This window comes from Pelagicoccus albus (assembly GCF_014230145.1).
In the GTDB taxonomy this organism is placed as follows: domain Bacteria; phylum Verrucomicrobiota; class Verrucomicrobiia; order Opitutales; family Opitutaceae; genus Pelagicoccus; species Pelagicoccus albus.
Genome location: NZ_JACHVC010000001.1, coordinates 421,961 through 435,001 on the forward strand (window position 1 = coordinate 421,961; position 13,041 = coordinate 435,001).

Below are 13,041 nucleotides of genomic sequence, written 5' to 3' on the forward strand. Positions count from 1 at the left end.
AAGCTATTTCCTCTGGAAATAGTCGTCCATGAATTGGAATCGCTTGTCGTTGGGTGCCTCTACCGCTTGAGGTTCTACATCGAGATGCATAACCGCAGGAGTTGGGTCTTCGGCCGAGGCAGAAGGCCAATTGGCTGCCCCTGAGCCATTGGGATCGCCCGTTTTCACGAAGCGGGCAAAGTATCCTATGGCCTGATCGGAAACCTGTTGGTCGATTTCTTTCCAGTCGTATTCGTCGGTTAGGTACAGATTGCCTAAGACGTATTCGATTTCCGAAGCGTGAGATGCCCCAAACGGAGGAGGTGGCGGCGGGGCTGCATCGCTCTTTTTAACAGTTCCACCCGCCAGTCCAGAGACCAGAGAGGTATCTTTAAGGGGAGGGCGAACTTTGTCGAAACGATAGCGATAGACTGGCGCTTCGGAGTGCTTTCTCTGGAGATCGAACCACTTCCAAGTTGAATAAACGATGAAACGATCTGCGGCTAGGTCAGTAGCGGATCGCTCTACTTCCTGGGCGTCGGCATGGGGATACAAGGCTAGGACCTGCTCTGCGTCTTCTGGATAGGTTTGATGAACTTTTTCGATGAATGCCTCCGTCGTGTAAGGAGCTCCCTGCATGAAGGCCATGCCTGGAATTTCGGCTGAGGTCCAACCGAGCATAAGTGGGACTTGGGCTTGCTCGCCGCTCGAGTAGATATTGATCAGCGAATCGGGCAAAAAGTAGCCGTCGATCACTCCTGGAAACCCAAAGCGTTGCGAATTCACATAGGCGTCGAAGATGCTGTCAGTATCCATGGAGCGAGCTGCATCGAGATTTTCGATACCAGCCGACTCGAAGAATTCGACTCCCACTTGCTCCGCTTCCGATAAGGGAATGGGAGCCATGGTGGGAGGAATAGCGGCCCCGCTTTGCCCGATGGCTCCAGCGATCATATCACGAGAGAGGGGAGATGCCATTTGAGCGCTCACGGATATGGATCCTGCTGATTCGCCCGCGATAGTTATGCGGCTTGGATCGCCTCCGAAGGCTTCGATGTTGTCCCTTACCCACTTGAGAGCGGCGTTTTGGTCAAGATACCCGTAGTTGCCGGAGGAATGGTAGGGGGCTTCCTCGCTTAGCTCCGGATGTGAGAGGTAACCGAATAGGTTGAGCCGGTAGTTGCATGTGATGGATACGATTCCTTGCTTTGCCATGCTCGCCCCATCGTAGCGACGTTCGGAGCTTCCTCCCGCGACTGCCCCGCCTCCGTAAAAGTAGAGGAGGACCGGATAAAGCTCCTCACTCGCTTCGGAGGGTGCCCAAATGTTAAGGTAGAGGCAATCTTCGCTCATGATCTCCGAGCGGAAGGACATGTCGCCGAAGACGGGAGCTTGCACCGGACGGGGTCCGAATTTCTTCGCTTCGCGGATGTCGTCCCACTTCTGCATGGGTTGGGGAGCTTTCCATCTCAGGGCTCCGACGGGCGGTTGGGCGAAGGGGACTCCGAGGTAGAGATCCAAATTGGATTCAGAATCATGCAGGCCTTCCAAAATGCCAAGGGGCGTGGTCGCTCTCGGGGCGGAAGAGTCGTTCGCGGAAAGGGAGGAAGCGTTATGATTGAGCATTAGGCAGAAGGCTAGGGCGGCGAGGCACCGCTTGGCAGGCAATGGCATGGGTTTCATTTACTGGTAATCTCCGAGGTGAGGACGAATGTTTTGAAGGGGGTGATTAAAGAGTTACTGTGCTGGTCGCCGCGTGTCCAATTTCAATCTTACCGGATGCTACGGAATCTGCCGGCTGAGACCTGTTTGTATCATGCTTCCATACGAAAAACGCCGGCTCTCGAAGGAGGCCGGCGGGGCATTTGAAAGGCGAAAGGCTATTCGGTTTAGCCGTTGTAGCTTTCGTCGCTCACGGGTTCCAGCCAATCCACTGCGGTGCCATTTTCGGCCTCTTGGATGGCGATATGACTCATGCAGACCAAGCCGGGGCCTCGCATCCGGCAAATCGGATCGGCTGGCAGCCATACCCGTCAGATTTCGTCAGCCATAAAATGGATACGGGATAACGTTACCGAAAAGCTCAGCGTGGAGGATCTCGCATCCCGCGTTGGCATGAGCGCTTCAACCCTACACCAGCATTTCAAGTCGCTAACCGCTCTGAGTCCTCTGCAGTATCAGAAGCGGCTACGTCTCAACGAGGCACGACGTCTGATGTTGGTCGAGGGAGTGGATGCGGCGACGGCGTCGTTTCAAGTTGGATACGAAAGCCCGTCCCAATTTAGCCGAGAGTACAGCCGACTGTTTGGAGCTCCACCGCTTCAAGACATCAAAAAAGTCGCTTTGGCCTCGGTCGGCAAGGATCAGCAGGCCGGCTAATTTTGTTTAATTCCTCAGCAAAGGTTGCGAATGCTCCCTTCATTCGGAATAATGGGAGCATTCTTTTATCATCTAAAGTCAGGCGGAAGTTTGTTCAGCAGGCCGCGGGTTTCTTTGGATTTCTAGCATCAGAAGCAACAAAGGAAGCCCGAGGGAGACCCCGACACTCAAAGTCGCAATTATCGGAATCCAAGCGTATTTGAGCGAGTGTTTGCGCCTTTCATGTAGCGCGAATGAGAAGAGGGCTGCCGCCGAAACAACAACATCCAGCCAAGCGAATTGACTGATTCGAGATGCCGCTATCTCGGACAGAAACAGGTTAAGAGCGAATCCATTTTCGCGAAGCCAAGTGAGGAAAGGTATCAGCGGAAGGATGGTCCCCAATAGGCAAAAACTCAGGTACAGCCGTTTCATTCGGTAGTTCGCTAACGGACTGATTAGGTCACTGCAAACCTCAAGCTTACTCAGAGAGGGCGGGAGTTACGTAGAATGTCTCTCCGTTGAATTCTCTTTTGCTCCATGCGTTAGATGGTGAGGGCAAGGAAGATGCGAGCTCGGAGATAACTGACTGCAATGATTCGTTTTCAGATTCGAGCTTTGTTACTTTTTCTTCAAGGGCTATCAGTCGCTGCTCCAGCTCGGAGAGACTGGGGCTGCCTAGTGAAAGGTTTGTAGTCTGGCTCTCGCTTTGGGGAAGGAGAAAGATAGAGGTGATCGCCAAAAGGCCGAGGGGGATGATCGTTTTTCTTTTCATTTGGGTTTCTCTTCTTTTGTGCATTTCTTCTGCGGGTTCGAAAACGAGTTGGTCCGTTCGGTTTGTTATAATGGTGTCCCTTAACTTTTGACCCGAGTTAGTCTCTATCCATTAACAAAGCGGCTGCAGAGTTCGAGGCGATTTCCGCAAGGATCCTCGAAAAACATAGCGTAGTAAGTGGGTGAATACTCCGGGCAAAAAAGGGGGCCTTCGATGTTTTGAGCTCCCGCTGAAGCGACGACTAGGGCTACCTGATCGAGCTCTTCCTTTGAATCCATCCAGAAGGCAATGCGAGTGGCATTGGAGTTGTGCTGGGAGTCTTCGATTATCCCGATGAACTCTGGCTTCGGATGCTCGCTCGCTGTTCCAAAGGCGATTCCGATAGGCGTTTCGCAATACTCGGAAAAGCCGATGGCGGGCAGGAAGGCTGCGTAGAAGGGCCTTGCCTGCTCCATACTTCGAACTCGTAGATCAATATGATCAAATAGTCGTTTCATCGTTTTCCTCTCTTTCGCGATGCTCGATATCTTGTCGAGACTAGCTATTCCTCTTAGGCTGCAGAAGGTCCCATTGGTTCCCGTAAAGATCTTTGAAGACTGCCACCGTGCCGTAGGGTTCCTCTTTGGGCTCCCGCGCGAATTCGACCCCGTTGGATTTATAGGCTGCATAGTCTCGAGCGAAGTCATCTGTATAGAGGAACAGGAATACTCTCCTGCCTGTTTGGTTGCCTATGTGGGATCGCTGTTCTTCGTTGTCCGCTCGCGCCAGCAGTAACCTGCACTCTCCCTCTCCAGGAGGCTTGATTACCACCCATCGTTTATTTTGCTCCGGGATGAACACATCTTCCTCCAGTGTGAAGCCCAGCTTACCTACGTAGAAAGCGAGGGCTTCATCGTATTCTCTTACCACGAGGGAGATGAGGGCGAGTCGTTGGTTCATTCCTTTTTATCTAGGTCTTGTATGCATTCTGGCAGGACAGCGTCCTCTGTTAGGTTCCCGTACATGGTACCTTCAGGCTCATCGATAAATTCCTTACAGGCGAATCGCCTTGGTTTCTGCGAAACCTTCTCAGCGGTGGCAACCACGAACGAGCAGCTTAGGTCGTCTCCCAAGGACTCGTGCCTGCCGGTTTGCGTTCAATTCTCGCTTACTGCGATGCGGGCAAATATCGAGCGAGCGTCCCCGGTAGGGAAAAGTTCTTGCAAGCTTCCCGAGGCGGATAGCTGCCATTGCTCGACTCGTTCGGAAAAGTCGGGTAGGGGACTTGTTTCCAAGACAGCCGAATAGCCGATGCTATCGGGATGTGTAACGAGAGAGACATCGAACAGCGGGCCGTCTTTGGTCGAGCTTACCGAGAAAGAGAGATTTGGCCGGGATAATGGATCGTCCGGATCGCTCTGTCCTAAGTATTCAAATACGTTCGAAAAGCCGTCTCCATCTGGATCGGATCCGATAGCTGCGTCCTCACCCGGCAAGCCCGACATCTGCAGGTAATCAGAAAGGGAATACGATACGCAGACTTGTGCTGAAGCGCTTTTTGTCGAACCGCCCGAGTTGCTCACAGAAACTGCGTAGGAGCCCGCGTCGGAGAGTTGAGCTTGGGCGATGATTAGGTTTTCGGTGGTCTGACTCTCGAGGATGAGTCCGTCCCTCTCCCAGGCGTAGCTGAGGTCTGAACCATTGGCTTCCACCGACAGGATGATTTGCGAACCGGTGGCGACTCTCAGGTTCAGAGGATCCTGTGTTATTTCCGGAGCGGAGGAGGCTGAGGGGGCGAGAACGGAATCGATCGCAGCTCGAAAGGTATCTATCGGTTGATCGAGGTCGCCATAGCCGAGTCGCGTGTAGAGCAATTCCCATTGTTCGTGGCTGGGAGATGCAGCCACGCCATTTATGATGGCAAAAATGGGTTGATTGCTTGCTTGGAAGCGATTTGCGACCTTTCGGTCGAAGTCATTTAGCACCTGCTGCATGGAGTACTTCTCGATGAAACTTTGCGTCAAGGTTTCCGCGTCCGCCTGTAGGTTCAGGCCTACATGCATGACTGGAATTCCATTCACGTTGCCGGAGTTACGATAGTATTGCACGATTCCTTTCTCCACATCCTCAGCTGCCGCTTGGCAAAAAGGGCACCAGTAGGCAAACCATTCGAGGAAAACGATTTTTCCCTCGAAGTCGTGCAGGCTGACGTTTTGCCCGGTGGCTCGGTCGACTAAAGTAAAGTTCTCTACCACATCTCCCACTCGGTAGCGTTCTTGGGCTGACGCGGAAGATGCAAAAAACTGTATCGAAAATAAAGATACTAGTAGGATACAGGCTTTGAGAAACGAAGTCATTTGGAGGAACGCTTAAAATCGATTTCCGATCGAAAGTTGTAGGAGGGTCCAGTCAGAATCGCGGTAGAGGTTTTGGAAAAAATCGAGGTCGGGATTCCCCTCCGCGTAGTCGGATTCGGTTGAGCTGAGGAACAGCTTCGCTTGCCAGCTTTCGGTTTCTAACCTGAGCCCTATGCCGACCGAATCGCTGGTCAGTTCAGGAGCGGCAGTGGTGAAGAGGAGAGCGTTTTCGATCTCGCCAGAATCCTGGTAGCTTCGGCCGGTGGCGTATACAGCTAGGGCCCTATTTAGCTGAAGCTCGACTGTGGTTTCGTAGAAATTGGCGTCGAAGCTCGATCCTTCCCTCGTTGCTCCTATTCGATTTCTCCACACCATTGCTTCATTGAGGGAAACGTTAACTGCTAGCTCGCCGGAGTAGCGGATTTCGCGTTCCGAAGTGTCGACGGCTGAGACGCTGAGCAGAGATCGTATACGTTTCGTAACTACGTTTTCAGTGGAAAGGCTTAGGGCGTTTGTAATCAATGACGTTTGCCCGCGCGTGATGCCGTCGAAATCGATTTCGTAGCCTGGAGATACCTCGTCTTTGATACGGGTGAGGTAGACGCTTAGGAAGGCCGAAGCAGGCAAGTACTCCCAACGCATACCAGCCCCTAGGCTCGCGGCGCTTGCCTTAAAGTTCTCGTATAGCTCGTGACCCGTTACCCCTTCTAGAGGCGAAAAATGTTGATCGAAATAAGTGTCTAGCCAAACCGAACGATAATTGGGAAACCCGTCCCGGTACGCGGTGGAGAGTTCGATCACTCTTTGCTCTCCTAACTCTTTTGACACTTTGAATCCCAGACTGTGTGTAGTCTCATCGATGGGAGTTGGCTCGCCGAGAAAGTCGAACTCCGCAGGAATGAAATCCAAGTCGAATTCGCTGCGGGAGATAGACGTTTGTACTGTCCAATCGCTGATCGACTGAGTCGCTTGAGCGCTTGCGAGCCTGATCTCGAACAGGTCGTTGTCCAGACGCTCGAAGGAGGCCTCCAGAATCCCTTGTCCATACCCGAACTCGGCCGCGGTAACGGCAAGAAGGCAGCTTGTGTAGCGAATCAACGACATGCGGAACAACCCGAACCTTGGGCGCCTCCCGAGGTTTGCGTGCCAGGCTCGGTTTGAGCTGTAAGGCTAGGAGCATTGTTTCCGATCAGGCTGTCGGAAAACAGCATGCCAGTTTTGGAAACATGCTGCTGCTCGTAGGCCGGTACGCTGGTGCAGCCAGCGAGCAGGGGTATCGTGCCGAGAGTGAGAGCGGCTGCGAATTTAAGAAAACGGTCGCGCATGACGACTAGAGCCGCCGTGCGAGGGATTTATTCCCGGCTAATCCCGGTTTTCGCGTAACTGTTGATGTGGACCCTTGGAAAAGGGAATGCTTGCTAGAAAGTGTGCAGATTCTGCTGTTTATCCGAGACCAAGATCGAATGTCGTCGCGGTAAGAAGAACGAGATCAAGCAAGGGCGCGTGCAATAGGGCTGCTGAGTCTCCTCAATTTGAGTAAATAGCGAACTAGGGGCCCACTGCCGAGAATTACCCAAAAACCAATCTCGCTGAAAACTATTAAGCAAATGAGCATTTAGCGTAATTCACCTGAATACCTCTTTAATGATGTGGAAGCCAAATGTGTGTGGCGTCAGCTAGAGCCGGTTGGTGGTTCTAATTTCTTAACCATAAGCCGATGGGGAATGCCGACCGAATTGAATACATCGCCTACGATTTGATAGCCTAGTTTTGCGTAAAATCCTATCGCAGACTCTCGAGCATGCAACGATAGCGATAAGCAACCCTCCTTGGCTAATACGTCTTCGACTAAGTTAACGAGCTTGCGACCGTAGCCGCATCCCTGGGTGTTAGGAGCCACTGCCATCTGCCTCAGCTTCGCTTGATTCTCGTGCTCGGGAATCGCCACGATGCAGGCGACCAATTTGTCGGATTCAAAAATTCCGAAATGCCTATGGTCAAGCTCTTCGCTTAAATCCTCGTCGTAAAGGTTAAGACCTAAAGGCCGCCGCAAAACATCCTGCCGGAGTTCGCATTCCTGCCGATACGCATCAGAGCCAACCGTTATCTCTTGGAAATCCATTTAGGGCATCCTTTTGCCGAAGGCTGAGGAAAAACGCGAGGATCTAAGCCCCCGAGAGATTCCTTGCGTATGCCGAGCAAATCAAAGGCAAACGCGCCGTTGCTCTTGCCCCGCCCTAAGATTGTTCCAACCCCAAGCCGCTGGATCAAGAGCGGTTTTGGTGCAGCCAAATTCTGACCTTATTCGCAACCGGAATAGGATCCGCGTCTTTCGAGATGCAGACCGATATATGGCCGTCTTTGAGCTTTTGGACGAACTGATAGAAGTTGCCATAAGCAACGAGTAGATAGTCTAGCCCGCCGCAATCTAGGTCACCTCTCCTTTGAGTCAGATCAAGAATGGTTGGATTAACCAGTAACTCCTCGTACTTGTCGGTTTCCCCCGAGCTCTGATTTGGACTACTGTCTTTCGACTTCGCGCTAACCTTTCCGTTCAGATTAGTGGCAGCGTATCGAATCGCTGAGTCGAGGCTTAATATGGTTTCCAGATTCATCATTTACGATGGTTCAATGCTAACTGGCGGAGCAATGGCCAGACTCGTCTGAGCTGCCCAGTTCTACTTCCTTTCTTCTACGGCCAGCTTTAGAGCCAATCCGCTTAATGAAGACGCCATTACCCACTTCTGTATTTTTGTCCAAGTGGGTTTTCGGTTGAAGAAGGAGTAGACCAACGCTGCGGAAAAAACGATAGTCGCATTTACGGCGGCGCTGATGCTGATTTGGACGATACCTAGCGTAATGCTTTGAGCAAAGACTGAAGCGTTTTCCGGATCGAGGAATTGGGTGAAAATGGATATATAAAATATAGCTATTTTTGGATTTAAGGCATTTGTAAGGAAGCCCATCCAAACCAGCCTGAAAGAACTGTCCGCCTTAAGATCTTTCACTTCGAAAGCCCCCTTGGATCCCGGTCGGATGGCTTGCCAAGCGAGCCAAAGCAAATAGCCAGCACCCGCAAAACGTAGCGCGTCGTAGGCTATCGGCACAGCCAGAAAAAATGCCGATATGCCAAATGCGGCCATTAACATGTGTAACACAAATCCCATTACGACTCCAACGAGCGAGACGAGTCCCGCTTTCGGTCCTTGGCACAAAGATCTAGAGATCAGGTAGACCATATTCGGACCAGGCGTTAAAACCATTATGAGCGCTGCCAAAGCGAAGAGGCTTAGGTTTGATAGTTCCATGTGTTTGTCCTATTTGAAGTCCGTCTGCTTAGGTCTCAATCTTTGATCACTTCCGTGTAGCTGACTCTTACTGTCTGGTCCATGGGAAAGAATACGGTGACAAACAAGTCAAGGTTCTCATTTCCCCTCTTAGCGGAGATTAGGAATGTTTCAGTCTCCAATGTATCCTCTGGTGAAGAAACTGGGTTGGATAGAATCCACTCTTTTTCTTCAATCTCTTCCTCCAAATTCTTCAGGAACAGGGAGTGGAAATGTCTCTTCGCGGTGGTCGTGATCTTTCCCTCGGAGTATCCATAATTTGATTCGTAGCGTAGAGTACTTCGGCCAGTCCTTTCCGATGTTAGGCCGACATCATGCGAAATACCGTCTATCGAATAAAACGCGGATTTCACAAAGTCCGTAACTTCCGCAGCGTTGGAATACTGTAAGCCGAAGAGGCTAGCTAAAATCGCAATGAGTGGTAGGAGTTGGCTTTTCATATTCTTTCTCACACACGAAGACTCATGCTGAACCATTGCGAAGTCGTGGGGTTTGAAATACGTCCTTGCTGAGTCCACAACTCGGGCGCTTGGTCCGAGTTGTATCCAGCGATTTATGCGACCTATTTTTCATGTCCAGTAGGAGAGCTCATCTTCGTGACAAGAGCCTGGGAGATCTTCTATCTTCTGCCGGAAGTATGACTCTGCGTCTCGGATTCCTTTGTTGTAGGCGACCGGTGCAATTTCTTTCATTACATAATCTAGCAGCAGGCGTGCCTTTAACTCGCTAACCTCTTGGTCCCACTCTTCGCGGAAGTAGCTTTGAATAGAGGATATAAGCTCAGGGAGTTGTTCTTTTGTCGGTTCTATTGCCATATGAATTTTGGTCGAAGGTCGAGGCCATTCGCAGATGTCAGTCGCGGAGCGATTGGCCGGAGTTGTATGGGCTGCCTGATTCGAACTTCTTTTTATCTAAGTTCCATGACCTTCGTCATTGAATCAGGCAGCTCAAGGTCTGGCCACTTTTCTTTATCATCCAGTTCGGACTTCAAAACTGAGAACGTGATGGTTTGTCCTTCGACCAACTGGTCCGCTTCGCTTGCAAGAACATGCTTCAATCCTCTGTACTCTTCTGGTTCTTGGATATTGATCCATACTGTTTTTCGTTCTAGCTTCTCCTTGCCGAACCAAACGCAACCGTGTTCGATCTTCGGTTGCGAGAATGCTGGTTCAGATATCTCTGAGACCGTTCCGACTACTTGAACGTAATCGTTCTCTGAGGAGAAAAGCGACGTGGTTGCAAGTAGCGTGAAAATGGATGCAATTGTAGTTTTCATTTTAATTCTTCGAACGTCAAAGTGATGCGATGCCGACTTCGGATATGCTTCCAAGTCTGAAGTCGTTGATTTTGATAGGGTCGAAGCGAAAGAGGCGGGCGTTTGTCGGCATTGCATCGACTGTCTTGTTCGACCTAATTTTTTTTTCCTCTTTCGTATCCATATTTCAGTGCAGGATTAATCTTTCTTTACGTCGGCTTCAACGAGCTCCTGTGGTGACTTTCCTTTCCATGAGAGGCTTCCTCTCAATGGACCGTAGAGGTACTTCGCATAGTACTTCTTTCCATTCGCTCGGAAGTGCACGCCAAAGTGAGATTTCGCAGGCTGGTGTCGAATGTACTCATAGCCAAGTCCTTCAACGATCTTTTTTCCTTCTTCCTTACCTAGGCGGTCAGCTCTTTTGGTGAAAGCGATCATCGCGAAGGGAAACGACAGCATCAGGCCAAGGATGGTCCAGATGGCGATCTTAACTGTGAGTTCCCAATTCATCTATTTTCGTCGAACGCTGAGCTGATACGCGAGGGCCTACAGGCCCGTTGAGAAAGTAATTGGGGCGATTCGTCCTTGCTGCGTCCACAACTCGGGGCGCTTGGCCCGAGTTGTATCGAGCGACTTGTTCGACCTAATTTTCATTCTTTCTTCCGTATCCATGTTTCAGTGCAGGATCAGTTCTTTTCAGTGAAGGTTCTAGTTCTTCCTCAATGCAGGAGATCCATATTTCTTCGTCCATTCTTCACGTGCTATCTATTCTTCTCTTCGCTTTTTTCTCGTAGCGAAATGATAGATCGTGAATCCAACAGCGATGATCGGTAGCGCAAAGATCAGAAGTGCGATGAAGGCCTCCATCGTTACTGGCATCCCTTTCACTACGTCTTCCGTTGGAAAGTTGTATTTCATCTATTTTCGTCGAACGCTGAGTCCAGACACGTAGGTCATCGCGGAGCGATGGCCGGAGTTGTCTGCGACGACTTGTTCGCATCTTTCTTTTTCATGATTATTAGATGGACTTTGCGTATGCTAGTTTCTCTTCAGGGAAGACGATCTTTTCAATTTTGTCTCTTCCTTCGAGAAACCATTCGACGCGTTGAAATGGCTGGAGCTTTTTGACTTCAGTCACGGTGCCGTTCTCGATCGTAATCTCAAAATCATTGCTGAGTGCTACTCTGCCTCCTTCTTCGTCCTCGAAGTAGTATTCACCGTAGCACAAGGTAAGGGTGCCTGAGTACCAAGATGCGAAAACTCCATTTTTGGGGTCTATTTTTTGGCCTTGCTCAAAGAAGTCTTCCAGATCTGCTTCAACGAGGTGAACGTCTCGCATGTAGAGCTTGCGATCTTCGATCAACCACTCGCCAACGTAACCTCTCCAGAGGGCTGTTGATCTGGATTCAAACGATTTCTTCTCTTCGTAGCTGTCGTAGGGAGTTTCGATGAAAATGTAGAATAGGCGTCCGCAGTAGTTGATGAGTTCTTTTTGTTGCTCAGTCGCCTTAACAGCCGACGTGACTAATAGGAAGAGTATCAGGGTTCTGGGGATCATTTTGTTTTGCGAACGTGGAGGACATACGCGAGGATCAGCGCGGAGCGCTGACCGGAGTTGTATGGTCCGTCTGGTTCACCCTTCTTTTTTCGTAGGTTGTTTGGTCGAACGACATGTTCTCTAAGCCAATCGCTAAGTCCCGAACCTGTTCTTCGCTGGATCCCCAAATCCATAAGTGGAGCTTTAGCTCTGTAAAATGCGGTGAATGACGGTAGGGAACCAATGCTTCCCATATTACTGAGTGTGAATCGAGATCAGACTCAAGCCAGTCGATTCGTGTCGAAAGCAAAGTAGTCGAATCTTTCTTTTTTCTATTCTTTTCTTCGAAGTGGGGATGGGTTCCGAAATAGATGCTAACTCCAGTTTCGCCTTTCTCAGCTAGGTAGGTGTAGAAATCGGGCCCATCTTTGAACTTCCATTCGTAGCTATCTGGAATGCCTCCAACCGGAATTAGCTCTGGTATTTCAAAAGGAGGATTTGGATGAATAGATGCTAGCTCGCTTTTGCATCCGCAAAGTGTGACGAGAGCCAAGGCCTGTATCCAGAGTTTCATTTTATTTGGTGAACGTGAAGGTGATACGCGAGGGCCTAGATTGAACGTGGAGAAAGAGTAGGGAACGATACGTCCTTGCTGCGACCGCAACTCGGGCGCTTGGCCCGAGTTGTATCGACCGCCTGGTTAGGCCTATTCTTCTTTTCTTCCATTCTCGTAGTTAGAATTCTATCACGCATTTTCCTGAATCGTTTAATCTACGGTTGTCGTCTTTCATTCGGTCAACCAGATCTTCTTTTCTTTCGTATTCCTTTGTTTCTGGATCGCCCTCGTGTGGTCGGTATTCGTAGATAAACGAATCTTTCTTTTTGGTAATCGTAGCACAGTGTTGCTCCGCGGGCCTTGCATCGAATGGCCAATAGAAGATCCCAAACTGCTGTGGTGCTGTGTCCACAATCGAAGGATAGTCTTTGGGAAATGCTCCAATGGTCATTTTCTATTTTCTGCCTAACGTGAAAGCCATACGCGGAAGTCAGCGCGGAGCGCTGGCTGGAGTTGTATGGGCTGACTGGTTCACCCTAACTTTTTCGGACTTGTGAATTTCGATTCCTGAAGCGATCGAGATGAACTCATAGCAGTAGGTTTCATCTTCTTCTGATTTCATTTCAATTCTTAGTCCATCAGTGTAGCCCTGCTGATTCGTGAGTATCCAACTCCAAGTCACGCGAAAGCAACCTGCTAGAATGGGTGGTTCTGTTCGTTCCTTTCTTTCTTCTTTTGTGATTACTATCTCGTCAAACTCAGGTTCGCAACTGATGAGAAACTCCGCCTCTTGAGTCACTAGGACCGCACGCTCAAAACGAGTAGGCATCTCTTCGCATGGGATTCCATAGATCGCTTCGATAGTCTTGAATTCCGGAGTATTCATTTTCTGGTGAAC

21 protein-coding genes are annotated in these 13,041 nt (G+C 50.2%); 1 reads left to right on the forward strand and 20 read right to left on the reverse strand.

The window, feature by feature from the left end:
* Window positions 1-3: 3 nt before the first annotated feature.
* A complete protein-coding gene (locus H5P27_RS01845; RefSeq protein WP_221774568.1) occupies window positions 4-1,662 on the reverse strand; it encodes a carboxylesterase/lipase family protein in 1,659 nt (552 codons plus the stop codon).
* Between the two features lie 291 nt (window positions 1,663-1,953).
* Here H5P27_RS01845 and H5P27_RS01850 point away from each other — a divergent pair, with 291 nt between their 5' ends.
* Window positions 1,954-2,358, forward strand: coding sequence for a helix-turn-helix domain-containing protein (locus H5P27_RS01850; protein WP_185658675.1), 405 nt, complete (start codon window positions 1,954-1,956; stop codon window positions 2,356-2,358).
* Between the two features lie 78 nt (window positions 2,359-2,436).
* On the opposite strand, the gene H5P27_RS01855 is transcribed toward H5P27_RS01850, so the two are convergent.
* From H5P27_RS01855 to H5P27_RS01950, 19 genes are all read right to left on the reverse strand, one after another.
* Entirely contained in the window at window positions 2,437-2,772 is a 336-nt protein-coding gene (locus H5P27_RS01855; RefSeq protein WP_185658676.1) for a DUF2834 domain-containing protein, read from the reverse strand.
* A 46-nt stretch (window positions 2,773-2,818) separates the two neighbouring features.
* Window positions 2,819-3,112, reverse strand: coding sequence for a hypothetical protein (locus tag H5P27_RS01860; protein WP_185658677.1), 294 nt, complete (start codon window positions 3,110-3,112; stop codon window positions 2,819-2,821).
* A 104-nt stretch (window positions 3,113-3,216) separates the two neighbouring features.
* A complete protein-coding gene (locus H5P27_RS01865; protein ID WP_185658678.1) occupies window positions 3,217-3,609 on the reverse strand; it encodes a VOC family protein in 393 nt (130 codons plus the stop codon).
* A 40-nt stretch (window positions 3,610-3,649) separates the two neighbouring features.
* Window positions 3,650-4,051 carry a VOC family protein gene (locus H5P27_RS01870; protein ID WP_185658679.1) on the reverse strand — a complete coding sequence of 134 codons (402 nt, stop codon included), beginning with the start codon at window positions 4,049-4,051 and terminating at the stop codon, window positions 3,650-3,652.
* A gap of 197 nt (window positions 4,052-4,248) precedes the next feature.
* Window positions 4,249-5,448: a redoxin domain-containing protein gene (locus H5P27_RS01875; protein WP_185658680.1), complete on the reverse strand. Its 1,200-nt coding sequence runs from the start codon at window positions 5,446-5,448 to the stop codon at window positions 4,249-4,251.
* Window positions 5,449-5,460: 12 nt separating this feature from the next.
* The gene (locus tag H5P27_RS01880; RefSeq protein WP_185658681.1) at window positions 5,461-6,552 is read right to left on the reverse strand and encodes a hypothetical protein; all 1,092 of its coding nucleotides are present in this window, start codon (window positions 6,550-6,552) and stop codon (window positions 5,461-5,463) included.
* A complete protein-coding gene (locus tag H5P27_RS01885; RefSeq protein ID WP_185658682.1) occupies window positions 6,543-6,773 on the reverse strand; it encodes a hypothetical protein in 231 nt (76 codons plus the stop codon). Before H5P27_RS01885 ends, H5P27_RS01880 begins: the two co-directional genes overlap by 10 nt.
* Window positions 6,774-7,120: 347 nt before the next feature.
* Window positions 7,121-7,570 carry a GNAT family N-acetyltransferase gene (locus H5P27_RS01890; RefSeq protein ID WP_185658683.1) on the reverse strand — a complete coding sequence of 150 codons (450 nt, stop codon included), beginning with the start codon at window positions 7,568-7,570 and terminating at the stop codon, window positions 7,121-7,123.
* Window positions 7,571-7,715: 145 nt separating this feature from the next.
* Window positions 7,716-8,066: a hypothetical protein gene (locus H5P27_RS01895; RefSeq protein WP_185658684.1), complete on the reverse strand. Its 351-nt coding sequence runs from the start codon at window positions 8,064-8,066 to the stop codon at window positions 7,716-7,718.
* 60 nt (window positions 8,067-8,126) lie between these two features.
* Window positions 8,127-8,756: a LysE family translocator gene (locus H5P27_RS01900; RefSeq protein ID WP_185658685.1), complete on the reverse strand. Its 630-nt coding sequence runs from the start codon at window positions 8,754-8,756 to the stop codon at window positions 8,127-8,129.
* 35 nt (window positions 8,757-8,791) lie between these two features.
* Window positions 8,792-9,235 (reverse strand): hypothetical protein, encoded by a 444-nt coding sequence (locus H5P27_RS01905; RefSeq protein WP_185658686.1) that lies wholly within the window; start codon window positions 9,233-9,235, stop codon window positions 8,792-8,794.
* A 129-nt stretch (window positions 9,236-9,364) separates the two neighbouring features.
* Window positions 9,365-9,610, reverse strand: coding sequence for a DUF2164 domain-containing protein (locus H5P27_RS01910; protein WP_185658687.1), 246 nt, complete (start codon window positions 9,608-9,610; stop codon window positions 9,365-9,367).
* A gap of 92 nt (window positions 9,611-9,702) precedes the next feature.
* The gene (locus tag H5P27_RS01915; protein WP_185658688.1) at window positions 9,703-10,071 is read right to left on the reverse strand and encodes a hypothetical protein; all 369 of its coding nucleotides are present in this window, start codon (window positions 10,069-10,071) and stop codon (window positions 9,703-9,705) included.
* 177 nt (window positions 10,072-10,248) lie between these two features.
* Window positions 10,249-10,560 carry a hypothetical protein gene (locus tag H5P27_RS01925; RefSeq protein ID WP_185658689.1) on the reverse strand — a complete coding sequence of 104 codons (312 nt, stop codon included), beginning with the start codon at window positions 10,558-10,560 and terminating at the stop codon, window positions 10,249-10,251.
* 255 nt (window positions 10,561-10,815) lie between these two features.
* Entirely contained in the window at window positions 10,816-10,968 is a 153-nt protein-coding gene (locus tag H5P27_RS01930; protein WP_185658690.1) for a hypothetical protein, read from the reverse strand.
* A 100-nt stretch (window positions 10,969-11,068) separates the two neighbouring features.
* Window positions 11,069-11,608 (reverse strand): hypothetical protein, encoded by a 540-nt coding sequence (locus H5P27_RS01935; RefSeq protein ID WP_185658691.1) that lies wholly within the window; start codon window positions 11,606-11,608, stop codon window positions 11,069-11,071.
* A 34-nt stretch (window positions 11,609-11,642) separates the two neighbouring features.
* Window positions 11,643-12,161 carry a hypothetical protein gene (locus H5P27_RS01940; RefSeq protein WP_185658692.1) on the reverse strand — a complete coding sequence of 173 codons (519 nt, stop codon included), beginning with the start codon at window positions 12,159-12,161 and terminating at the stop codon, window positions 11,643-11,645.
* Window positions 12,162-12,321: 160 nt separating this feature from the next.
* Window positions 12,322-12,594, reverse strand: a complete 273-nt coding sequence (locus tag H5P27_RS01945; protein ID WP_185658693.1) for a hypothetical protein — start codon at window positions 12,592-12,594, stop codon at window positions 12,322-12,324.
* Between the two features lie 39 nt (window positions 12,595-12,633).
* A partial coding sequence (locus tag H5P27_RS01950) for a DUF6334 family protein (protein ID WP_221774569.1) occupies window positions 12,634-13,041 on the reverse strand: 408 nt, incomplete at its 5' end.

Bases quoted from the DNA above. Each gene is read 5' to 3' on its own strand.
- H5P27_RS01905 (WP_185658686.1), bottom strand. From the start codon at position 9,235: ATGAAAAGCCAACTCCTACCACTCATTGCGATTTTAGCTAGCCTCTTC.
- H5P27_RS01900 (WP_185658685.1), bottom strand. From the start codon at position 8,756: ATGGAACTATCAAACCTAAGCCTCTTCGCTTTGGCAGCGCTCATAATG.
- H5P27_RS01845 (WP_221774568.1), bottom strand. From the start codon at position 1,662: ATGAAACCCATGCCATTGCCTGCCAAGCGGTGCCTCGCCGCCCTAGCC.
- H5P27_RS01880 (WP_185658681.1), bottom strand. From the start codon at position 6,552: ATGTCGTTGATTCGCTACACAAGCTGCCTTCTTGCCGTTACCGCGGCC.
- H5P27_RS01930 (WP_185658690.1), bottom strand. From the start codon at position 10,968: ATGAAATACAACTTTCCAACGGAAGACGTAGTGAAAGGGATGCCAGTA.
- H5P27_RS01855 (WP_185658676.1), bottom strand. From the start codon at position 2,772: ATGAAACGGCTGTACCTGAGTTTTTGCCTATTGGGGACCATCCTTCCG.
- H5P27_RS01870 (WP_185658679.1), bottom strand. From the start codon at position 4,051: ATGAACCAACGACTCGCCCTCATCTCCCTCGTGGTAAGAGAATACGAT.
- H5P27_RS01915 (WP_185658688.1), bottom strand. From the start codon at position 10,071: ATGAAAACTACAATTGCATCCATTTTCACGCTACTTGCAACCACGTCG.
- H5P27_RS01875 (WP_185658680.1), bottom strand. From the start codon at position 5,448: ATGACTTCGTTTCTCAAAGCCTGTATCCTACTAGTATCTTTATTTTCG.
- H5P27_RS01925 (WP_185658689.1), bottom strand. From the start codon at position 10,560: ATGAATTGGGAACTCACAGTTAAGATCGCCATCTGGACCATCCTTGGC.
- H5P27_RS01895 (WP_185658684.1), bottom strand. From the start codon at position 8,066: ATGATGAATCTGGAAACCATATTAAGCCTCGACTCAGCGATTCGATAC.
- H5P27_RS01885 (WP_185658682.1), bottom strand. From the start codon at position 6,773: ATGCGCGACCGTTTTCTTAAATTCGCAGCCGCTCTCACTCTCGGCACG.
- H5P27_RS01865 (WP_185658678.1), bottom strand. From the start codon at position 3,609: ATGAAACGACTATTTGATCATATTGATCTACGAGTTCGAAGTATGGAG.
- H5P27_RS01935 (WP_185658691.1), bottom strand. From the start codon at position 11,608: ATGATCCCCAGAACCCTGATACTCTTCCTATTAGTCACGTCGGCTGTT.
- H5P27_RS01940 (WP_185658692.1), bottom strand. From the start codon at position 12,161: ATGAAACTCTGGATACAGGCCTTGGCTCTCGTCACACTTTGCGGATGC.
- H5P27_RS01860 (WP_185658677.1), bottom strand. From the start codon at position 3,112: ATGAAAAGAAAAACGATCATCCCCCTCGGCCTTTTGGCGATCACCTCT.
- H5P27_RS01850 (WP_185658675.1), top strand. From the start codon at position 1,954: ATGCAGACCAAGCCGGGGCCTCGCATCCGGCAAATCGGATCGGCTGGC.
- H5P27_RS01945 (WP_185658693.1), bottom strand. From the start codon at position 12,594: ATGACCATTGGAGCATTTCCCAAAGACTATCCTTCGATTGTGGACACA.
- H5P27_RS01890 (WP_185658683.1), bottom strand. From the start codon at position 7,570: ATGGATTTCCAAGAGATAACGGTTGGCTCTGATGCGTATCGGCAGGAA.
- H5P27_RS01910 (WP_185658687.1), bottom strand. From the start codon at position 9,610: ATGGCAATAGAACCGACAAAAGAACAACTCCCTGAGCTTATATCCTCT.